The organism is uncultured Haliea sp. (genome assembly GCF_963973825.1).
Taxonomy (GTDB): Bacteria; Pseudomonadota; Gammaproteobacteria; order Pseudomonadales; family Halieaceae; genus Haliea.
Genome location: NZ_CAXBAE010000011.1, coordinates 23666 through 43433 on the forward strand (window position 1 = coordinate 23666; position 19768 = coordinate 43433).

General features: G+C 64.6%; 20 protein-coding genes. 10 read left to right on the forward strand and 10 right to left on the reverse strand.

Annotated features, from left to right (window positions below; genetic code table 11):
• Positions 1-18 precede the first annotated feature (18 nt).
• From accB to prmA, 3 genes are read left to right on the forward strand one after another with little or no spacing between them, the layout of a single operon-like run.
• Positions 19-486, forward strand: a complete 468-nt coding sequence (gene accB, locus AACZ17_RS12885; protein ID WP_290741790.1) for an acetyl-CoA carboxylase biotin carboxyl carrier protein — start codon at positions 19-21, stop codon at positions 484-486.
• 43 nt (positions 487-529) lie between these two features.
• Complete coding sequence (accC, locus tag AACZ17_RS12890; protein ID WP_290741792.1) at positions 530-1882, forward strand: acetyl-CoA carboxylase biotin carboxylase subunit; 1353 nt, start codon at positions 530-532, stop codon at positions 1880-1882.
• A complete protein-coding gene (gene prmA, locus AACZ17_RS12895) occupies positions 1882-2775 on the forward strand; it encodes a 50S ribosomal protein L11 methyltransferase (RefSeq protein ID WP_290741794.1) in 894 nt (297 codons plus the stop codon). Before accC ends, prmA begins: the two co-directional genes overlap by 1 nt.
• Positions 2776-2786: 11 nt before the next feature.
• Here prmA and AACZ17_RS12900 read toward each other — a convergent pair whose 3' ends face one another.
• The gene (locus tag AACZ17_RS12900; protein WP_290741796.1) at positions 2787-3632 is read right to left on the reverse strand and encodes an SDR family oxidoreductase; all 846 of its coding nucleotides are present in this window, start codon (positions 3630-3632) and stop codon (positions 2787-2789) included.
• Positions 3633-3776: 144 nt separating this feature from the next.
• On the opposite strand from AACZ17_RS12900, the gene dusB reads away from it, so the two are divergent.
• The 5 genes from dusB to coq7 are packed head-to-tail and all read left to right on the forward strand — an operon-like array spanning position 3777 to position 8630.
• Positions 3777-4763 carry a tRNA dihydrouridine synthase DusB gene (dusB, locus tag AACZ17_RS12905; RefSeq protein ID WP_290741798.1) on the forward strand — a complete coding sequence of 329 codons (987 nt, stop codon included), beginning with the start codon at positions 3777-3779 and terminating at the stop codon, positions 4761-4763.
• Entirely contained in the window at positions 4760-5074 is a 315-nt protein-coding gene (fis, locus tag AACZ17_RS12910) for a DNA-binding transcriptional regulator Fis (RefSeq protein WP_290741800.1), read from the forward strand. The genes dusB and fis overlap by 4 nt, the downstream gene beginning before the upstream one ends.
• A 17-nt stretch (positions 5075-5091) precedes the next feature.
• Positions 5092-6666, forward strand: coding sequence for a bifunctional phosphoribosylaminoimidazolecarboxamide formyltransferase/IMP cyclohydrolase (purH, locus tag AACZ17_RS12915; protein ID WP_290741802.1), 1575 nt, complete (start codon positions 5092-5094; stop codon positions 6664-6666).
• Positions 6667-6677: 11 nt separating this feature from the next.
• On the forward strand, positions 6678-7961 hold the full coding sequence (gene purD / locus AACZ17_RS12920) for a phosphoribosylamine--glycine ligase (protein WP_290741804.1): 1284 nt from the start codon (positions 6678-6680) through the stop codon (positions 7959-7961).
• Between the two features lie 24 nt (positions 7962-7985).
• Positions 7986-8630 carry a 2-polyprenyl-3-methyl-6-methoxy-1,4-benzoquinone monooxygenase gene (coq7, locus tag AACZ17_RS12925; RefSeq protein WP_290741806.1) on the forward strand — a complete coding sequence of 215 codons (645 nt, stop codon included), beginning with the start codon at positions 7986-7988 and terminating at the stop codon, positions 8628-8630.
• Between the two features lie 35 nt (positions 8631-8665).
• On the opposite strand, the gene AACZ17_RS12930 is transcribed toward coq7, so the two are convergent.
• Complete coding sequence (locus AACZ17_RS12930; protein WP_290741808.1) at positions 8666-9094, reverse strand: OsmC family protein; 429 nt, start codon at positions 9092-9094, stop codon at positions 8666-8668.
• A 123-nt stretch (positions 9095-9217) separates the two neighbouring features.
• On the opposite strand from AACZ17_RS12930, the gene crp reads away from it, so the two are divergent.
• Positions 9218-9862, forward strand: coding sequence for a cAMP-activated global transcriptional regulator CRP (gene crp, locus AACZ17_RS12935; RefSeq protein WP_290741810.1), 645 nt, complete (start codon positions 9218-9220; stop codon positions 9860-9862).
• Here the strand turns inward: crp and trpC are convergent.
• From trpC to AACZ17_RS12950, 3 genes are read right to left on the reverse strand one after another with little or no spacing between them, the layout of a single operon-like run.
• The gene (trpC, locus tag AACZ17_RS12940; protein WP_290741812.1) at positions 9859-10662 is read right to left on the reverse strand and encodes an indole-3-glycerol phosphate synthase TrpC; all 804 of its coding nucleotides are present in this window, start codon (positions 10660-10662) and stop codon (positions 9859-9861) included. The two genes, crp and trpC, sit on opposite strands and share 4 nt — an antisense overlap.
• Entirely contained in the window at positions 10662-11708 is a 1047-nt protein-coding gene (gene trpD / locus AACZ17_RS12945; RefSeq protein ID WP_290741814.1) for an anthranilate phosphoribosyltransferase, read from the reverse strand. The genes trpC and trpD overlap by 1 nt, the downstream gene beginning before the upstream one ends.
• On the reverse strand, positions 11708-12301 hold the full coding sequence (locus AACZ17_RS12950; RefSeq protein WP_290741816.1) for an aminodeoxychorismate/anthranilate synthase component II: 594 nt from the start codon (positions 12299-12301) through the stop codon (positions 11708-11710). Before AACZ17_RS12950 ends, trpD begins: the two co-directional genes overlap by 1 nt.
• Before the next feature lie 251 nt (positions 12302-12552).
• Here AACZ17_RS12950 and AACZ17_RS12955 point away from each other — a divergent pair, with 251 nt between their 5' ends.
• Entirely contained in the window at positions 12553-14880 is a 2328-nt protein-coding gene (locus AACZ17_RS12955) for a TonB-dependent receptor (RefSeq protein ID WP_290741818.1), read from the forward strand.
• Between the two features lie 29 nt (positions 14881-14909).
• On the opposite strand, the gene AACZ17_RS12960 is transcribed toward AACZ17_RS12955, so the two are convergent.
• The 5 genes from AACZ17_RS12960 to AACZ17_RS12980 are packed head-to-tail and all read right to left on the reverse strand — an operon-like array spanning position 14910 to position 19752.
• On the reverse strand, positions 14910-15812 hold the full coding sequence (locus tag AACZ17_RS12960; RefSeq protein ID WP_290741820.1) for a class I SAM-dependent methyltransferase: 903 nt from the start codon (positions 15810-15812) through the stop codon (positions 14910-14912).
• Positions 15809-17299: an anthranilate synthase component I gene (gene trpE / locus AACZ17_RS12965; protein ID WP_290741822.1), complete on the reverse strand. Its 1491-nt coding sequence runs from the start codon at positions 17297-17299 to the stop codon at positions 15809-15811. Before trpE ends, AACZ17_RS12960 begins: the two co-directional genes overlap by 4 nt.
• Entirely contained in the window at positions 17296-17976 is a 681-nt protein-coding gene (gene rpe, locus AACZ17_RS12970; protein WP_290741824.1) for a ribulose-phosphate 3-epimerase, read from the reverse strand. The genes trpE and rpe overlap by 4 nt, the downstream gene beginning before the upstream one ends.
• Positions 17977-18031: 55 nt before the next feature.
• Complete coding sequence (gene murU / locus AACZ17_RS12975; RefSeq protein WP_290741826.1) at positions 18032-18727, reverse strand: N-acetylmuramate alpha-1-phosphate uridylyltransferase MurU; 696 nt, start codon at positions 18725-18727, stop codon at positions 18032-18034.
• Positions 18724-19752: a phosphotransferase gene (locus AACZ17_RS12980; protein ID WP_290741828.1), complete on the reverse strand. Its 1029-nt coding sequence runs from the start codon at positions 19750-19752 to the stop codon at positions 18724-18726. Before AACZ17_RS12980 ends, murU begins: the two co-directional genes overlap by 4 nt.
• Positions 19753-19768: the final 16 nt, after the last annotated feature.

Consider the following 19768-nt stretch of genomic DNA (forward strand, 5'->3'; position numbering starts at 1 on the left):
ACCAGAGAGAGCCCTGTCATGGACATTCGCAAAGTTAAAAAGCTGATCGAATTGCTGGAAGAGTCCAACATCGATGAGATAGAAATCAAGGAGGGGGAAGAGTCTGTGCGCATCAGCCGCAACAGCGCCCAACCCCTGATGGCGGCCTATGCACAGGCACCAGCCCCCGCTGCGGCGCCGGCGCCCAGCGCTCCGGCGGCGACCCCTGCACCCGCGGCAGAAGCGGCAGCGCCCAGCGCACCGGTGCACAGTGGCAAACTCATCACCTCGCCGATGGTGGGCACCTTCTACCGCTCCCCCTCGCCCACGTCGCCCGCTTTCGTCGAAGTGGGCCAGAGCGTGAAGGTGGGCGATGTCCTCTGCATCGTCGAAGCCATGAAAATGATGAACCAGATCGAAGCGGACAAGTCCGGCACCATCGAGGCCATCCTGGTCGACAACGGTGAGGCGGTTGAATTCGAGCAGCCTCTGTTCTCCATCGTCTGACACAGCCACCGGCGCCCGCGCGCCGCAAGCAGAGGAACACATCATGGCCAAGCTGGAAAAGGTTCTCATCGCCAATCGCGGTGAGATCGCCCTGCGGATTCTCCGGGCCTGCAAGGAGATGGGCATCAAGACCGTGGCGGTCCACTCCAAGGCAGACCGCGAATTGATGCACGTGCGCCTCGCCGACGAGGCGGTCTGTATCGGTCCCGCAGCCTCCACCGCAAGCTATCTCAACGTACCCGCGATCATCAGTGCCGCGGAAGTCACCAACGCAAGCGCTATTCACCCCGGTTACGGGTTCCTGGCCGAGAATGCGGACTTTGCCGAGCAGGTAGAGAAGAGCGGCTTCATCTTTATCGGTCCGAAAGCCGACACCATCCGGCTCATGGGCGACAAGGTATCGGCCATTGAGGCCATGAAGAAGACCGGCGTGCCCACAGTTCCGGGCTCCGATGGCCCCCTCACCGATGACGCCGAGCGCACATTGGAGATTGCCCGGCGCATCGGCTACCCCGTCATCGTGAAGGCCGCCGCCGGCGGTGGCGGTCGCGGCATGCGGGTTGTGCACAATGAAGCGGCGCTGCTGAACTCGGTGCAGTTGACCCAGGCCGAGGCCGCGGCCGCCTTCGGGTCCGGTGTCGTTTACCTGGAGAAATTCCTGCAAAAGCCGCGTCACGTGGAAGTGCAGGTCATCGCAGACGGGCAGGGCAACGCCATTCACCTGGGGGACAGGGACTGCTCGCTACAGCGCCGCCACCAGAAGGTATTGGAAGAAGCGCCGGCGCCCGGTGTCGACGAGCACCTGCGCGCCCAGGTCGCCGAGGCCTGCGTCAACGCCTGCATCGAGATCGGCTATCGCGGTGCCGGCACCTTCGAATTTCTCTATGAAGACGGTGGTTTTTACTTCATTGAAATGAATACCCGGGTGCAGGTGGAGCACCCGGTGACGGAAATGATCACCGGCATCGACATCGTGCGCGAGCAACTGCGCATCGCCAGCGGCCTGCCGCTGTCGGTCACCCAGGAACAGGTGGCCTTTCGCGGTCACGCCTTCGAATGTCGCATCAACGCGGAAGATCACCAGACCTTCATGCCCTCGCCAGGGAAGGTCACCACCTTCCACGCACCCGGCGGTCCCGGCATCCGCGTCGACTCGCATCTGTACGATGGCTACACCGTACCCCCGTTCTACGATTCCCTGATTGCCAAGATCATCAGCTACGGCGAAAGCCGCGAGATCGCCCTGGCGCGGATGCGCCAGGCCCTTGATGAACTGGTCATAGAGGGTATCCGCACAAACACGGCGCTGCACCGCGAACTGGTGCGGGACCGCTCATTCCAAGCTGGTGGTGTGAGCATTCACTACCTTGAAAGCAAGCTGGAAGACTGGAGCTAGTGAGCTGGCTGCAGCTGCGACTGGACACCAGCCCGGCGCTCGCCGCTGACCTTGAGGAACAGCTGCTGGCGGCGGGTGCGGTGGCGGTGACCATGGAAGACAATGCCGACCAGCCGGTGCTGGAACCCGGCGTGGGGGAAACCCCGCTCTGGCAACACATACGGCTGACCGGCCTGTTCCCCGCGGACACCCACATGCCGTCGGTGCTGGAACGCATCCCGGACACACTTCTGGACGGGTGCAACCAGCGGGTGGAGATCCTCGAGGACAAGGACTGGGAGCGGGAGTGGATCAGCCACTACCAGCCCATGCGCTTTGGCGAAAAACTGTGGGTCTGCCCCAGCTGGATCGACCCGCCGGATCCGGACGCCGTCAATCTCCTCTTGGACCCGGGCCTGGCCTTCGGCACCGGTACACACCCGACCACGGCCCTCTGCCTTGGCCAGCTCGACCAGCTGAGGCTGCGCGGCCAGACTCTCGTCGACTACGGCTGCGGCTCGGGCATCCTGGCGGTGGCGGCACTCAAGCTCGGCGCCGAGCGCGCCCTGGGGGTGGACAACGACCCGCAGGCACTGGTCGCCAGCCGCGACAACGCCCGGCGCAACAGCGTCGCAGATGAACGCTTCAGCGTCACCCTGCCGGATGCCGCCACCAATGCCGCCTGGCAAGGCCGTGCAGATGTCGTGGTGGCGAACATTCTTGCCGGACCACTGGCAGAGCTCTCGGACACCCTGCTGAGCCTGCTCAAACCGGGCGGCACCCTGCTGCTGTCAGGCCTGCTCAACAGCCAGGCGGCCTCCCTGTGCGAGCACTACGCGACGCGCATCAAGCTCACCGTGGCTGGAGAGCGCGAGGACTGGGTGTGCCTGCGCGGGGTGCTGTCCCCGGCCTGAGGGTCTGAGCGTCAACCCTGGGGCTCACGCCCCAGCACCGCGGCCATCTGCGCGTCATCGAACAGGTAGGACAGCGATCCCGTCATGTCAGGATGCCGGCGCAAGCACTGTCCGCCATCAACGTTGAAACACTGCCCCGTCACCCAGGACGACTCGGGACCCGCCAGATAGCGCACGCTGGCGGCAATGTCTTCCGGTTCACCGGGCCGCCGCAGCGGGATCTGCTCCTCGAACGCCTGCATCACCTCGGGGCTGGCAAAAAGATCACCCGTGGCTTCGCTACGCGTCAGCCCCGGCCGCACCGCGTTGATCCGCAGCCCAAGATACGACAGCTCATCCGCAGCGGCTCTCACCAGCCCTTCCAGACCGGCCTTGCCCGCGCAATAGGCCGACAACCAGGGAAACGGCATGCCAGCTGTGGTGGAGGAGATGCACACGATGCTGCCACCTCGAGCCATCACCGGAGCCGCGTGGCGCACGGCCAGGAATACCGACCCGATATTCAGGTCCAGTTCCCGGCGCAGGCCATCCAGATCCTGCAGCAACAGCGGCTTGAAGCCCCCGCCGCCCACTGTGGGCACCACAATATCCAGGCGCCCGGCCACGCCATGTGCCATGTCCACCGCCCGGCACACATCCTCCTCCCGCAAGGCGTCGCCGGGGCAGAGACGCACCTCGCCGCCCGGTACCTGCTCCAGCAAAGCGGTGCGCGCCGCCTGCAACGCCGCCTCACGGCGCCCCATCAGCACCACAGCGGCGCCATCCTGCAGCAGTGCCGCAGCGCAGGCCGCGCCAATGCCGCCCGCACCGCCAGTGACCAGTGCCGTCTTGCCCTGCAGACCCTTTACCGTGCCCATACATCCTCCTGTTTTCGTTATTTGCGCTGGCAAAGCCAGTCCCCAGTCTAACCTGCCCGCGCCGCAGCCCACAGCGCGCTTTAACCGCAGGCCGCGGTGGCGTATCATAGGCTGCTCTCTGCAGCGACCTCACAGTCTCCCGCAATGCCACAAATCGGGCCTTACACACTGACCAATGCCGTAGCGCTGGCACCCATGGCGGGCGTCACCGACCTGCCGTTCCGGCAGCTCTGTGCGCGACTCGGTGCGGGGCTGGTCGTGTCCGAAATGGTCAACAGCAACCCGCGCCTGAGGAATACGGACAAGACCCGGCTACGCACCCGCCACGATGCTGAAATCGAGCCCCGCTCGGTACAGATTGCCGGCAACGACCCACAGCAGATGGCCGCCGCAGCACGCTATAACGTCGCCCTGGGTGCACAGGTCATCGATATCAATATGGGCTGCCCGGCCAAGAAGGTCTGCCGCAAGGCAGCCGGTTCCGCGCTGCTCGCTGACGAACCCCTGGTACTGGATATCCTGCAGGCCGTGGTCGCGGCCGTGCAGGTCCCGGTCACCCTGAAAATCCGCACGGGGTCCTCACCGCAGGCGCGCAACGGGGTCAGCATTGCGCGCATCGCCGAGGATGCCGGTGTCGCCGCGCTGGCGGTGCACGGTCGCACCCGCGCCTGCGCCTTCCGCGGTCGCGCGGAGTACGACACCATCGCCGACATCGTCGCCGCCGTGGATATCCCGGTCTTTGCCAATGGCGACATCGACTCTGCCGAGAAGGCCGAAGCGGTGTTGCGTCATACCGGCGCCGCAGGCGTCATGGTCGGCCGCGCTGCTCAGGGTCGACCCTGGCTCTGCGGCCAGATCGCCGCACGGCTGGCCACCGGCAGCACACCGCCAGCGCCCTCACTGGCGCAGCAGGTCGCCCTGCTGCACGACCACGTCAGCGCCCTGCACCTCTTCTATGGCGACTTCCTGGGGCCGCGCATCGCACGCAAACATGTCGGCTGGTTCCTGCAACACCAGCCACAGTGGCTCACGCACCGGGCCGCATTCAACGCCCTCGACGACAGCGCCGCGCAACTCCACATGATTGACCAACTGTTTACAGGCACCACCGCAGAGAACATGGCTGCATGAAGAAATCCGACCCACCCTCGCTTACCCCCGACGTCCCAACCCTCCCCGACAGCACGTCTGCAGCGCCTACACCGGAGCGATTGCACGATGCCGTGGCTCGCGCAGTCGGTGAATACCTCGAAGCGCTGGATGGGCAGACGACGACAGATTTCTACCAACTCGTGCTGGCCGAAGTTGAGGCGCCACTGCTGCGTGCCGTCATGGACTACACGCGCAACAACCAGACCCGTGCCTCCCACATGCTGGGCCTGAATCGCGGCACGCTGCGCAAGAAACTCAAACAGTACCAACTCATTTCCGACAAAAGCTGACAGGCACCCCACACACCATGAGCGACTCCCATCTCGTACCCGTTAGACGCGCGCTGATCAGCGTCTCCGACAAAACCGGCATCGTTGAATTTGCCACCGCCCTGCAGGAGCTCGGCGTTGCGCTGCTGTCGACCGGCGGCACCTACCGCCTGTTGCGCGATGCCGGCCTCGCGGTCACTGAGGTTGCCGACCACACCGGCTTCCCCGAGATGATGGACGGCCGCGTGAAAACGCTGCATCCGAAGATTCACGGCGGCATCCTCGCCCGTCGCGGGCAGGACGATGCGGTGATGGCTGAGCATGGCATCGATGCTATTGATATGGTCGTGGTCAACCTGTATCCCTTCGAGGCCACCGTCGCCAGACCGGACTGCACGCTGGAAGAGGCAGTCGAGAACATCGACATCGGCGGCCCGACCATGGTGCGCGCCGCTGCAAAGAACCACCGCTGGGTGAATATCGTGGTGAATGCAGGCGACTACACCCGCATCATCGAAGAGATGCGCAGCCATCAGGGCGCCACCACACTCGCAACCCGCTTCGACCTGGCGATTCGCGCCTATGAGCATACCGCGGCCTACGATGGCGCCATCGCCAACCACTTCGGAAAACTGACCCCGGGTGGCTCAGCCGCGTTCCCGCGCACGTTCAACACGCAGTTCCACAAGGCGCAGGAGATGCGCTACGGGGAAAACCCGCACCAGAAAGCGGCATTCTACGTTGAAGCGCAGCCTGCCGAAGCCGGCATCGCCACCGCCCGGCAGCTGCAGGGCAAGGAACTGTCCTACAACAACGTGGCGGACACCGACGCCGCACTGGAGTGTGTAAAGAATTTTGCCGAACCGGCCTGCGTGATTGTCAAACACGCCAACCCCTGTGGCGTGGCCGTCGCCGCGACGCTGCTGGAGGCCTACGACCTCGCCTTTGCCACCGACCCGGAATCCGCCTTTGGCGGCATCATTGCCTTCAATCGGGAGCTGGACGCAGAAACCGCACAGGCCATCGTCGAGCGACAGTTCGTCGAAGTGATCATCGCGCCGGCTGTGAGTGCCGCCGCGCAGGAAGTGGTCGCGGCCAAGCAGAACGTGCGACTGCTCGCCTGCGGCAACTGGGGCCCCGGCATCCCGGCCCTCGATTACAAGCGGGTGAATGGCGGGCTGCTGGTCCAGGATCGCGACCTGGGCATGGTCGACAGCGCGGATCTGCGCATTGTCAGCAAGCGGCAGCCGACGCCGCAGCAGATGCAGGACCTCCTGTTCGCCTGGAAAGTCGCCAAGTTCGTCAAGTCCAATGCGATTGTCTACGCGGCAAATGGCCGCACGATCGGCGTAGGTGCCGGCCAGATGAGCCGGGTCAATTCAGCCCGTATCGCCGCGATCAAGGCAGAGCACGCGGGCCTCACCGTGCGTGGCTCGGTGATGGCGTCCGACGCGTTCTTCCCGTTCCGAGACGGCATCGACAACGCCGGCAAGGCCGGTATTGCCGCCGTCATTCAGCCGGGCGGTTCGATTCGCGACGAGGAAGTTATCGCCGCCGCCGATGAACACGATATGGCCATGGTCTTTACCGGCATGCGCCACTTCCGCCACTGAGAGAGCAACTGATGAACATTCTGGTGATTGGCAGCGGCGGCCGCGAACACGCGCTGGCCTGGAAAGCGGCACAGGGGAGCGGCGTCGAGCGTGTATTCGTCGCGCCGGGGAACGCGGGCACTGCCACCGAAGCCGGCCTGCAGAACGTCGCCATCGACCCCATGGACTTCGCCGCACTGGCCGACTTCGCGGCCGCGGAGGGCGTTGCGCTCACTATCGTCGGACCCGAAGCACCCCTGGTGGCAGGCATTGTGGATTACTTCCAGGAACGCGGCCTGCGCTGCTTTGGGCCGCGCAAGGGCGCAGCCCAGCTGGAAGGATCGAAGGCGTTCACCAAGGACTTTCTCGCCCGCCACAACATTCCCACCGCGGCCTACGGCAACTTTACCGAGTTGGAACCTGCGCTCGCATACCTGCGTGCCCAGGGCGCGCCGATCGTGGTCAAGGCCGACGGCCTGGCGGCGGGCAAGGGCGTGATCGTCGCCGAGACCCTCGCTGAAGCCGAAGCAGCGGTGACTGACATGCTGTCGGGCAACGCCTTCGGCGATGCCGGCGGCCGTGTTGTGATCGAGGAATTTCTGCAGGGCGAGGAAGCCAGTTTTATCGTCATGGTAGATGGCGAACACGTGCTGCCAATGGCGACCAGCCAGGACCACAAGCGCATCGGCGACGGTGACACCGGGCCGAACACGGGCGGCATGGGGGCCTACTCACCGGCCCCCGTCGTCACGGATGCCGTGTTCCGGCGCGTCATGGATGAGGTCATCCTGCCCACCGTGCGCGGCATGGCCGCAGAAGGCAATGACTACACCGGCTTTCTCTACGCGGGGCTGATGATCTCCCCCGCGGGTGACCCGAAAGTCATCGAGTACAACTGTCGCTTCGGCGACCCGGAAACCCAGCCCATCATGCTGCGCCTGCAGTCCGACCTGGTCGCACTGTGTGCTGCGGCACTCGACGGTGAGCTGGATCGCGCCACGGCCCGCTGGGACAGCCGCTGCGCCATCGGCGTGGTGCTGGCCGCCGGCGGGTATCCGGGGGACTACGCCAAGGGACTGCCCATCTCCGGGCTGGATTACGCCTTCCCGGAGCACGTCAAGGTCTTCCATGCAGGCACCACCGTGCGGGGCGACACAGTCGTCACCAACGGGGGTCGCGTTCTCTGCGTGACCGCGCTGGGGGAGGATATCGCCGCCGCCCAGCGCAGCTGTTACGACGCCGCCGGGCATATCCAGTGGGACGGCGTGACCCGGCGCAACGACATTGGTTGGCGCGCGATTGCCCGCTATAGTTAGGGCTTCACGGTGATGGAGCACGCCATGCATAGCCGAAAACTGACGCTCGTAGACCGCCTGTTGGGGGAAGCTGACACAGTATTGCGTACCCTCAGCAATCGCGGCAGGCCCGCCACCCGCCCCTCTCCTGCCGAGGGCCACCGGGACTGCACCCTCAATCCGGCGCAGCGCAGTCACGTTGCGGGGCTCATGCGGGTCAACCACACCGGTGAAGTGTGCGCGCAGGCGCTGTACCAGGGACAGGCACTGACCGCCAAATTACCCGCCGTCCGCGAGGACATGCGCGAAGCGGCGCGCGAAGAAGAGGATCATCTGGCCTGGTGCGCCCAACGCCTGCAGGAGCTGGGCAGCCGCCCCAGTCACCTGAACCCGGCCTGGTACGGCCTATCCTTCCTGCTCGGTGCCAGCGCCGGCGCGATCGGCGACAAATGGAGCCTGGGGTTCGTGGCCGCCACGGAGGAGCGGGTCTGCCGCCACCTGCGCGACCACCTGCAGCAACTGCCTGCCGACGATCGCAAATCCCAGTTGATCCTGCAGAAGATGCTGGAAGACGAAGAGCGTCACGGGGAGAACGCCCTGGCAGCGGGCGGCGCGGATCTGCCTGCGCCGGTCAAGGACCTGATGAGCGTCGTGTCAAAACTCATGACCCGCAGCAGCTACTACCTGTAACCTGCCTGCCCTGCTGTGGGGCAGGTCTGCGCCCCTCAAGACGGCGAAAACGCCTGTATCTCGAAGCTGTGGCTCATCGCCACGCCGGCAGCACCCAGCATGATGGATGCCGAACAGTATTTCTCTGCGGAGAGTTCAACCGCCCGCTGCACCTGTTTTTCCTTCAGGTCCACGCCGGTCACCACAAAGTGCATGTGAATACGGGTGAATACCGCGGGCACCGCATCCGCACGCTCGGCCTGCAGCTCTACGCGACAGTCAACCACCTGCTGGCGGGACTTCTGCAGCATGCTCATCACGTCAAACGACGAGCATCCCCCCACCCCCAGCAGCAGCATCTCCATCGGGCGCGGGCCAAGATTGCGCCCGCCGAGGTCGGGCGGCCCGTCCATCACAACACTGTGGCCACTGCCGGACTCACCCAGAAACATGACGCCATCCACCCACTTCACGGTTGCCTGCATTGCTCGGCTTCTCCTGTTCGCAAGACGGCGCGAGCTTAGCACAGGGGTTTACGTTTTACTTGCCGCACGCGTGGGGTAATATTGGCCTACAGGTCGTATGACAAGAAGAGGGGAAACCCCAGCATGCTGAAGCACCAGGTCACCAGTGCCATTCCGGGGGTGGAGAACTTTCTCCGTCACTGCAACCGGTCCATCTATCGGGCCAAGCATGTCATTCTGCAGGAGGGTGCCAACTGCGATCGCCTGTTTCTGATTCTGGACGGCTCGGTGTCGGTGATGGTGCAGGATGAAAACGATGCCGATCACATGATGGTGGTCAGCTACCTGAATGCCGGTGACTTCTTCGGGGAGATGGGCCTGTTCGGCGCCAGCGAGGAAGTGCGCAGCGCCATGGTGGTCGCCCGGGAGCAGTGCGAGGTCGCCGAGATTTCCTATGCCCGATTCCACCAGATCCGCAGCCATTACCCCGACATTCTCTTTGCCATCGCCAACCAGATGGGCATGCGTTTGCGGCAGACCACCCGCAAACTCAAGGATCTCGCCTTTGTCGATGTTTCCGGGCGCATCGCTCACACCCTGATAGACCTGTGCAAACAGCCGGACGCCATGACCCACCCCGACGGCATGCAGATCAAGGTCACCCGTCAGGAACTGGGCAAGATCGTCGGCTGCTCGCGGGAAATGGCCGGACGGGTGCTGAAAAACCTCGAAGAAGAGGGTCTGGTGGCTGTCTCCGGAAAAACCATGGTGGTGCTGGGTACCCGCTAGCCGGGGAAGAACAGCTCGCGCAATTTCTCGCCGGGTTCCCCGGCGCGCATGAAGGCCTCGCCGACCAGGAAACTGAACACCCCTGCGTCCCGCATGACGGCCACATCCTCCGGACTGTGGATGCCGCTCTCCGTCACCACCACGCGGTCACCCGGGATATGCGGCAGCAGGTTCAGGGTTGTATCCAGGGCGGTCTTGAAGCTGTGCAGGTCGCGGTTGTTGATACCGAGCAGCGGCAGGCCCAGGTCCAGCGCGCGATCCAGTTCGGCGCGATCATGCACTTCGACAAGCACGTCCAGCCCGTATTCGGTGGCGCTGCTGGCCAGCTCGCGCATCTGTGCATCTTCCAGCGCTGCCGCAATCAGCAGCACTGCATCGGCGCCGATGGCGCGGGCCTCAACCACCTGCCAGGCGTCGACGGTGAAGTCCTTGCGCAACACCGGCAGGGCGCAGGCGGCACGCGCCTGCTGCAGATAGGCATCACTGCCCTGGAAGAAATCGACGTCGGTCAGGACCGACAGGCAGGCGGCATTGCCGGACTGGTAGCTGCGCGCGATCGCGGCGGGATCAAAATCTGCGCGAATCACACCCTGGCTGGGTGAGGCTTTCTTCACCTCCGCAATCACCGCTGGCTGCGCCGCCTCCACGCGTTGGCGTAGCGCCTCCACGAAACCGCGCGGCGCGGACTGCTCCGAGATGCGGGACTCAAGGTCAGCGAGGGATTCACGGCGGCGCCCTGCCGCCACTTCCTCGTATTTGCGCGCCAGGATCTGGCGCAGGATGGTCGGGGCGGCAGCCATCAGGCGTGACCTCCCTGACGCATCATCTGGGTAAAATCGACAAACTCCTTCATCTTTTCCCGCGCCTGCCCTGTCGCGATCAGGTCCTCAGCCAGCGCCACCCCATCGGCAATGGTCGCCGCCAGGCCGCTGACATAGATGGTGGCACCCGCATTCAGGGCAATCATCGCCGCAGCCTTGTGTGCCGCAGGCGTATCGCGCCCCGCCAACGCCGCACGGATCAGCGCCGCCGACTCCTCGACACTGCCTACCGACAGTCCCTCAAGGCTCTGCCGCTGCATCCCGAAATCCTCCGGGGCAATGCGGTAGCTGGCGATATTACCGCGACACAGCTCGGCCACTTCCGTGCTGCCGCTCAAGGTGATTTCATCCAGGCCGCCCTCCCCGTGCACAACCAGGGCGTGCTCGCTGCCCAGCAGCTTCAGCACTTCCGCGAGGGGGCGGCACAGTGCCGGGTCAAACACGCCGATCACCTGGCGGCGCACACCCGCCGGGTTGGTCAGGGGACCCAGCACATTGAACAGCGTGCGCATGCCCAGCTCGCGACGCGGGCCGATTGCATGGCGCATCGCGGCGTGGTGCGCCGGGGCAAACATGAAGCCCAGGCCGACACTGTCAATCGCCCGCGCCACCTGTGCTGGCGTCAGGTCCAGCGGCACCCCGAGATGCTCCAGCAGGTCGGAGCTACCCGATGTACTGGAAACAGAGCGGTTGCCGTGCTTGGCGACCTGCGCGCCAGCCGCCGCGACGACAAAGGTGGCCGCCGTCGACACATTGAACAGATTGGCACCGTCGCCACCGGTGCCTACGAGGTCGACCAGGTGCTCACCGGAGACCTCCACCGGCGTCGCCAGCTCGCGCATCACCTGCGCCGCACCCGCGATTTCCTCGGTGCTCTCCCCTTTCATGCGCAGGGCCACCAACAAGCCTCCAATCTGGGCATCAGTTGCGGCGCCGGACATGACCAGCCGCATAACCTGCGCCATTTCATCGCGGGTGAGTGACTGGTGATCCACCAGGCGGGCAAGGGCATCCTGCAGGGTCATCAACGGGCCTCCTGTTGCAGAAAGTTGCGCAGCAGGTCATGGCCATGCGCGGTAAGAATCGACTCGGGGTGGAATTGCACGCCTTCAACCGCCAGCTCCCGGTGCCGCAGCCCCATGATCTCATCCATTTCGCCGTCAGCGGTTTCCGTCCAGGCGGTGATTTCCAGGCAAGCCGGCAAGCCCTCCCGAGCGACCACCAGGCTGTGGTATCGCGTCGCCTCAAAGGGCTGGCTGAGACCGCGGAATACGCCCTGGCCACGATGGTGAATCAACGACGTCTTCCCGTGCATCACCTGCCGCGCGCGTACCACCTGCCCGCCATAGACCTGTCCGAGGCTCTGCATGCCGAGACAGACGCCGAGGATCGGCAGCTGGCCGGCATAGGTGCGGATCACGTCCATGGAGATTCCCGCCTCGTTGGGCGTGCAAGGACCGGGAGAGATCACGATCTTGCGCGGGGCGATGGTGGCGATATCGGCAACGCCAATCTCATCGTTGCGCACCACCTGCACCTCGGCGCCCAGTTCACCCAGATACTGCACGATATTCCAGGTGAAGGAATCGTAGTTATCGATCATCAGAATGTCAGGCATGGTCGTCCCTTGCAGCGTGGGGCGTGAGTTTACCATGCCTCAGGGCACTGCGAGAGGGCAGCTCACAACGCATCAGTTGAGGACACGCCTCGCCCCGCTCTGGCCGGAGCAATATGTCACAGAAGTGTATAAATATACAACCGTGTACTTTTATCTGGACCCTCTCTATGATTCGAACCCGATGTCAGCGGCGCTCCTGCGCCGCGCATCCCGCATACCGATCCACCCACAAGCTGAGAGTTAACAACAATATGACAGTGACAAATGGATTTACCCACGGTCGAAACGCACAGAAAACCCTGATCGCCGCTGCCGTCGCGCTGACCACCATGCCCTCGCTCGCGCAACTGCAGCTGGAAGAAATCATCGTGACTGCACAGAAGCGTACCGAGCTGGTGCAGGACATATCCGCGACCGTGAACGTGGTGACCGGCGACTCCATCGACCGGTTCTCCGCCCTGAGCTTCATCGACCTTGAACAACAGACGGCGGGTGTGACACTGTCCGCGCCCAACGCCCGCAACTCGAACATTTCCATGCGCGGCATCAGCATCGACCCGGAAGCCGGCGCCGCCAGCGCCGTTGACGTGTACTGGAACTCCGGCATTGTGCGCGCAGACAACGCCTTCACCCAGCTGTACGATCTGGAGCGGGTGGAGATTCTGCGCGGCCCCCAGGGCACCCTGCAGGGCGCGACATCGCCGGCGGGCGCCATCAACATCATCACGCGGCGTCCCGATCTGTTCGAAACCAACGGCTATGTGCAAATGACCCTTGGCGACAACGATGGCCTGAACACCCAGGCGGCGTGGACCGGCCCCTTGATCGAAGGCAAGCTCGGTGTGCGTGTTGCCGGGGTTTACGACACCAACAACTCCGCCAACGTGAACAATATCACCAGCGGGCTCGACGACCCGGAAGCCGACGCCAAATCGGGGCGCATCACCGCCAACTGGCTACCCACCGACGACCTCGATGTCACGCTGGTGTGGCAGTACCTCGACCGCCGCATTGAGGACAGCAAGGCGGTGTCGGGCACTGATGCACTGGGCGAGCGTCCTACCCTGCGTGACGATGACCGCATCGCCCTGGGAAAATACAACAACTTTGGCGAGATCACCTACGACCTCGCCAACCTGCTGGTAAACTGGCGTCTCGGTGACTTTGAACTGGCCTCGGTAACCGCCTACCAGAACTCCGACAAGCCGGCGGGTACGGAAAACGACCGCGCCCATTACGTCACCAACCCTGAAGCGCTGACGCATCAAAACACCCTGACCGCGGTGGAGAGCTACTCCCAGGAGTTCCGCCTGAGCTCATCCGGCAACGATTTCTGGGACTATATCGTCGGCGTGTACTACAACGAGCAGAACACCACCACCCAATTCAGCAGCAACACCACCATTACCAATGGGCCCGAGATCTCTTTCCTGAGCTCCGGCGTGCTGCCGGTGGATGGCAAGGAACTGGCCGCCTTCACCTTCAACACCTTCTACCTGACTGATGCCCTGCAACTCGAAGTGGGTGCACGCTGGACGTCCTACGACCGTTTCCGTGCCAGCACCATCAACTACGATTCACTGAACTACCTGCCGCCCGCGCTGCTCCCGTTTGCACCGCTGGTCGAAGCCGGCATCGCCGCGGCCTTTCCGATTGAGGGCGTCTCCGAGCGGAACCAGAAGGGGGATGAAACCGCAGTGACCGGCTCGGTGAAACTGCGGTATGCATTCGATGACGACATCTCGGTGTACGGTGCCTACAACCGCGGTTACCGCCCCAGCGGCATCTCCATTACACCCAGCCCCAATGTCGTTTTCCTGCCCAATGGCGAGGACGACCTGCTGCACGACGAGGAAACCAGCGATGCGCTCGAGATCGGCTTCAAGAGCCGCCTGCTCGACGGCAGGGCGACACTCAACGGCGCACTGTACTACCAGCAGTTCGACGGCTACCTGGGCTTCACGCGGGGTATACAGGTGCTCGACGACAGCGGTGCACCGGTCGACATCGTGGGCGGCTTCCTTTTCAACGGCGACGCAACCACCTACGGCGTAGAGTTCGACGGCAGGCTGCTGATCACCGAGCAGTGGGTCACCGGGGCCAGCTTCAGCTACGCCAAGGGCGAATGGGACAGCGGTGCCACCAAACCCTGTAACCAGCGCGAACCGGGTGAGGTGCTCGGCTCCTGCGATATCAAGGGCGACCCGATCGGCGGCGAACCCGAGCTGTCGCTATCGCTGAACTCTGAATACACCTGGCCCCTGCAAAGCACCGAGATCTACCTGCGCGGCCTGTACAAGTACACCGACGAGCGCCTCAACACCGAGGCCTCCGCCGGCATTGGTGCAGTGCGTGAAACCTTTGATGCCTACAGCAATTTCAACCTGTATGCCGGCTGGCGCAGCGCCGACGACATGTGGGACGTCTCGGTGTTCGCGAAGAACCTGCTGGATGACGACACCGTCATCTTCCAACAGGGCCCTGACCAGTACGATATCGCCATCAGCGGCGGCTCCTACACCCAGGTGAACCTGGTGCCGGAGCGCACGATCGGCGTGACGGCGCGCTACAACTTCTAGGTAGCCGGCCCGCAGCCGCTGCGCCCCTGCTATCCAGCCGGGGCGCGGCACTCCCGGGGCTTTTCCAGCACCAGTACATCCTGGAAAAACGGCCCCGGCACTTCTTTCCAGTTCCCACGGTAGTGGGCGGCGAGCTGTAGCTGGCTGGCCTCCAGCAGGCTGGCCAGGCCCGCCGGCGTCATGCCGATGGCCGCCTCCGGCACCTGCGCCCAGCCGGGACACAACCACTCGGATGAGCCGTAAGCGGGTTGGTCGAACACCCAGCGCTCAAGCGGCGTGCCGTGAAAGCGCGCGGCCTTGCCCGCAGTGCGCGGCAAGGTGGCGTGATACGCCTCATCCAGCAGAAACACCGTCACCAGCGCCTTGCCGCCGGGCTCCAGCACCCGCTCCAGCTCCGCCATATAGAAACGGGCGTCGCGTTCATTGAAATGCGTCCACACCGACAGTGCGGTCACCAGCTGTTGCCCTGCGTCGGCGACCGGCCAGGGAGCGCCTGCTGCTGTCTGGTCGGGCGCGTAGAACGGATTGGCGGTATCGAGGTGCAGGAAACGGTAGTGCTCGCCCCGGTAGTGCTGGCGACAGAATGCAAGCTGCTCGGCGGCCACATCCAGGCCGGTGTAGCAGCCGCCACGACCTAGGAACGGTTCGCAGGCGATGGCCAGCAGGCCGGCACCACAGCCCGCATCCAGCACCCGCAGATCTTCCCGCCAGCCGATATGCTGGCCAATGAGCGTCTGAAAGATGCCGATGACGTGGGCCCACTCGGCATAGGCATACTTGCCGCCGCGACGCCGCTTCTCCCCGGGTATCAGCCGCAGGTTGCGGGTGCGTAGCACGCGGGCCTGGTCTTCAGGCAGGTACAGTTCATCGAGCAGCGCGTAGGGGTGTTCACAGTGCGCCAGCAGAGCCTGCAGCTGCTCGCGCTGATTCACGGCGAGTCGAGCCCGGCCAGCACCATAGACGCCGCGCGGAACATGGCGCGCGCCTTGTTGTGGGTTTCCTTCCACTCCAGACGCGGCACCGAGTCGGCGACCACGCCAGCGCCCACCTGGATGTACAGCTTGCCGTCCTTGATCACGGCGGTACGAATGGCGATGGCGGTGTCCATCTCGCCGGCCCAGGACAGATACCCGACCGCGCCGCCATAAACGCCACGCTTCACCGGCTCCAGTTCGTCGATGATCTCCATCGCACGTATCTTGGGCGCACCGCTCAAGGTGCCGGCGGGCAGGGTGGCCCGCAGTACATCAATCGCCGACTTGCCGGGCTGCAACTGGCCACAGACATTGGACACAATGTGCATGACGTGGGAATACCGTTCCACCGCCATCTTGTCACTGAGGGTAACGGAGCCGATGCGCGCAATACGACCGATATCGTTGCGCCCCAGGTCGATGAGCATGAGGTGCTCGGCGATCTCCTTGGGGTCCGCGAGCAATTCCGCCTCCAGGGCCCTGTCCTCTGCCTCGCTGTAGCCGCGCCGGCGCGTGCCGGCCAGCGGGCGCACGGTCACTTCATTGTTCTGCAGGCGGGCGAGGATCTCCGGGGACGACCCCACAATATGGAAGTCCCCGAGATCCAGATAGTACATATAGGGCGAGGGGTTGAGGTTGCGCAGCGCCCGGTACAGATTCAGGGGCGGCGCGCCGAACGGCACCTCGAGGCGCTGCGACGGCACAACCTGCATCACGTCACCGGCCAGCACATAGTCCTTGATGCGCTCGACGACCCGGGCGAAGCCCGGTTCGTCGAAATGCGACGTCGCTGAGGCCTCAAGCGTATCGCTATCGGCACCGGCCAGCGCCACATCCGGTAACGGCGGCATGGGTTCACGCAGTTTCAGGGCGAGCGCGCTCAGGCGCTGCCGCGCCTCCTGCAGCGCGCCGGGCCGCTGTGGGTCGGCGTTGATGATCAGGCGGATGGTGCCCGACAGATTGTCGAACACCAGCACCTCTTCCGACACCATGAGGAGGATATCGGGGTTGCCGAGCTCATCCCGGGGGGCACCGGCGCGCAGCCGGGGCTCCACGTAGCGCACCGTGTCATACCCGAAGTAGCCCACCAGCCCACCGTGGAATACCGGCAGGCCGGCATCCGGTGCGCTGCGATAGCGCTGCTGGAAGTCCTCGACGTACTGCAGCGGGTCGTCGACCTCGGCCTGCTCGACCACAGCGCCATCCACCAGCACCTCGACGCGGTTGCCGAACACGCGCAACAGCGTGCGGCAGGGCAGGCCGATGATCGAATACCGGCCCCACTTTTCGCCGCCCTGCACGGATTCGAAAAAGTAGGAGAAGGCCCCTTCACCCAGCTTGCGATAGGTGCTGACCGGAGTTTCGAGATCCGCCAGTACTTCAGTACTGACCGGGATGCGATTGTAACCCTGTGCCGCGAGGGCGCTGAATTCTGCCTCGTTCATCGGGGCTGTTGCACCTCCGCCAGCGCCGCCCGCATCTGCGCAATCACGGCGCGGTAGTCGGGTGCATTGAAGATGGCCGAGCCGGCCACGAAGGTGTCGGCGCCCGCTGCCGCAATGTCCGCGATATTGGCCGCGGTGACGCCGCCGTCGATCTCCAGCCGGATGTCGTGGCCCGAGGCGTCGATCAGGGCCCGCGCCTCGCGCAGTTTATCCAGCGTCGCCGGAATAAAAGACTGGCCGCCAAAGCCCGGGTTGACTGACATCAGCAACACCATGTCCACCTTGTCCATCACGTAGCGCAGCGCCTCGAGCCCCGCGTGCGGGTTGAACACCAGCCCGCTCTTGCAGCCGGCATCGCGGATCATCTGCAGGGATCGATCGACATGGGTCGACGCATCGGGATGGAAGGTAATATAGCTGGCGCCGGCCTCGGCGAAGTCGCCGATCAGCCGGTCTACCGGACTGACCATCAGATGCACGTCTATCGGCGCCGTGACGCCGTGCTTGCGCAGCGCCTTGCACACCATCGGGCCAATGGTGAGGTTCGGCACGTAGTGGTTGTCCATGACGTCGAAATGCACCACATCGGCGCCAGCGGCCAGCACGGCATCCACCTCTTCGCCGAGACGGGCAAAATTCGCCGACAGGATGGAGGGTGCAATCAGGTAATCGGCCATGTGCTGGCTCCGGAAACTGGACAGGCGGCTATTCTAGCGGCTAAGTGCTGACAGATCATCCCGTGCTGTCCGCGGCGGCACGGAGTCGGGCATCCAGCGCCTGCAAGCGCTCAGGCGTGCCGACATCGGCCCAGGCGCCGGTGAAATGCTCACCCGACAGGCGCCCGGCGGCTATCGCGGCATCCAGCAGCGGCCGCAGGGGCACCTTCCCCGGCGCCATGTCGGCGAAGAAACCGGCGCTGAACACCCCGATACCCGCGTAGGTCAGCCCCGTGGCCGTGGGTGGCCGGGGGACCACACGGCCGCTGTCCGTCAGCTGGAAATCGCCCAGCGGGTGCTGCGGTGGATTATCGACCAGCACCAGATGTGCGGCACCGTCCGGCAGATGGGCGCGTGCAAGCAGGCGCTGCAGCGGATATTCGGTCCACACATCACCATTCACCACCAGAAACGGGGCGCTGCCCAGCAGCGGCAGCGCGCGCTGGATGCCGCCCGCCGTCTCCAGCGGCTCTGGCTCCCGCGAATAGCGAATGCGCACACCCCAACGCTGGCCGTCGCCACACCAGTCAATAATCTGTTGCCCCAGATGCGCGACATTGATCACCAGGTCGTCCAGCCCGAGCGCTGCCAGGGCCTCAATGTGCCAGGCAATGAGAGGCCGGCCGCCCGCCTGCAGCAGGGGCTTGGGGGTATGCTCGGTGAGCGGCCGCATGCGCTCGCCGAATCCCGCCGCCAGGATCATGACTTTCACATGCGGCTCCAGGGCTGGCGTTGGATAACCGGCAACACGCGCTGGTCAAACCACACCGCTACGGCATCAAGCGCCAGATCCTGCCCCGCGTAGAGGGCGAACACCTCCTGTACATACGCCAGCACCCGCGGCAGATCCTGCAGGTAGTCGGTCTTCCCGTCGCGCAGCGCCAGCCGTGCAAAGGTGCCCAGCACCTTGAGGTGTCGCTGCAGGCCCATCCAGTCGAACCAGCGCAGGAAGGTGGCGTCATCCAGCGCCGGCAGCTGGCCAGAGGCCGTCAGTGCATCGCGGTAGTCGAGCGCCCATCCCGCAACCCGGGCCCGGGGCCAGCGAATGTAGCAGTCTTTCAGCAGGGACACCGCGTCATAGGTGACAGGCCCGCAGACGGCATCCTGGAAGTCGATCACGGCGAGTTGCCCATCGGCCATGCACATGAGATTGCGGCTGTGGAAATCGCGGTGCACCAACACCCGGGGCTGGGCCAGGGCGTTTGCGACGAGCAGTCCGTCCAGCTTCCCCAGCGCGGCGCGCTCGCTATCCGAAAGCGTGAGGCCAAGCAGCGCGGCCAGAAACCACTCGGGAAAACGCGCCAGTTCCCCACCCAACAGTCGCGCATCATAGGCGGGCAGCGCAATGGCGTCGGCGGGCAGGTCCGCCATGCGCTGCTGCAGGGCCAGCGCCTGTCGATACCAGCCGTCGGCAGCGTCGTCAGTCAGCCGGTCCAGCAGCAGGCTGTCACCGAGGTCCTCCAGCACCAGGTACCCCTGTTCGAGGTCCGCCGCGAGCAGCGCCGGCACGCGCACTCCGCCGGCCTCCAGGCAGGCGCGAACGGCAAGGAACTCGCGGTTTTTCTGCGAGGCAGGGGGCGAATCCACCGCAATGTAGGCCTGCGCCCGCGTGCGCAGCCGGAAGTAGCGGCGCTGGCTGGCATCTCCGGCGAGCGGATGCAGGACAGGCGCGTCATCGGCGGTGATTGACAGCGCCTGCATGGACCAGGAAAGCAGGCCGCCTGGCGGTAAGGACATGGGAAGCTCCCGCAAC

Bases quoted from the DNA above. Each gene is read 5' to 3' on its own strand.
- purD (WP_290741804.1), top strand. From the start codon at position 6,678: ATGAACATTCTGGTGATTGGCAGCGGCGGCCGCGAACACGCGCTGGCC.
- rpe (WP_290741824.1), bottom strand. From the start codon at position 17,976: ATGGCCGATTACCTGATTGCACCCTCCATCCTGTCGGCGAATTTTGCC.
- accB (WP_290741790.1), top strand. From the start codon at position 19: ATGGACATTCGCAAAGTTAAAAAGCTGATCGAATTGCTGGAAGAGTCC.
- AACZ17_RS12980 (WP_290741828.1), bottom strand. From the start codon at position 19,752: ATGTCCTTACCGCCAGGCGGCCTGCTTTCCTGGTCCATGCAGGCGCTG.
- crp (WP_290741810.1), top strand. From the start codon at position 9,218: ATGCTGAAGCACCAGGTCACCAGTGCCATTCCGGGGGTGGAGAACTTT.
- trpD (WP_290741814.1), bottom strand. From the start codon at position 11,708: ATGACCCTGCAGGATGCCCTTGCCCGCCTGGTGGATCACCAGTCACTC.
- trpC (WP_290741812.1), bottom strand. From the start codon at position 10,662: ATGGCTGCCGCCCCGACCATCCTGCGCCAGATCCTGGCGCGCAAATAC.
- dusB (WP_290741798.1), top strand. From the start codon at position 3,777: ATGCCACAAATCGGGCCTTACACACTGACCAATGCCGTAGCGCTGGCA.
- coq7 (WP_290741806.1), top strand. From the start codon at position 7,986: ATGCATAGCCGAAAACTGACGCTCGTAGACCGCCTGTTGGGGGAAGCT.
- purH (WP_290741802.1), top strand. From the start codon at position 5,092: ATGAGCGACTCCCATCTCGTACCCGTTAGACGCGCGCTGATCAGCGTC.
- AACZ17_RS12955 (WP_290741818.1), top strand. From the start codon at position 12,553: ATGACAGTGACAAATGGATTTACCCACGGTCGAAACGCACAGAAAACC.
- trpE (WP_290741822.1), bottom strand. From the start codon at position 17,299: ATGAACGAGGCAGAATTCAGCGCCCTCGCGGCACAGGGTTACAATCGC.
- AACZ17_RS12900 (WP_290741796.1), bottom strand. From the start codon at position 3,632: ATGGGCACGGTAAAGGGTCTGCAGGGCAAGACGGCACTGGTCACTGGC.
- AACZ17_RS12930 (WP_290741808.1), bottom strand. From the start codon at position 9,094: ATGCAGGCAACCGTGAAGTGGGTGGATGGCGTCATGTTTCTGGGTGAG.
- accC (WP_290741792.1), top strand. From the start codon at position 530: ATGGCCAAGCTGGAAAAGGTTCTCATCGCCAATCGCGGTGAGATCGCC.
- AACZ17_RS12950 (WP_290741816.1), bottom strand. From the start codon at position 12,301: ATGCCTGACATTCTGATGATCGATAACTACGATTCCTTCACCTGGAAT.
- fis (WP_290741800.1), top strand. From the start codon at position 4,760: ATGAAGAAATCCGACCCACCCTCGCTTACCCCCGACGTCCCAACCCTC.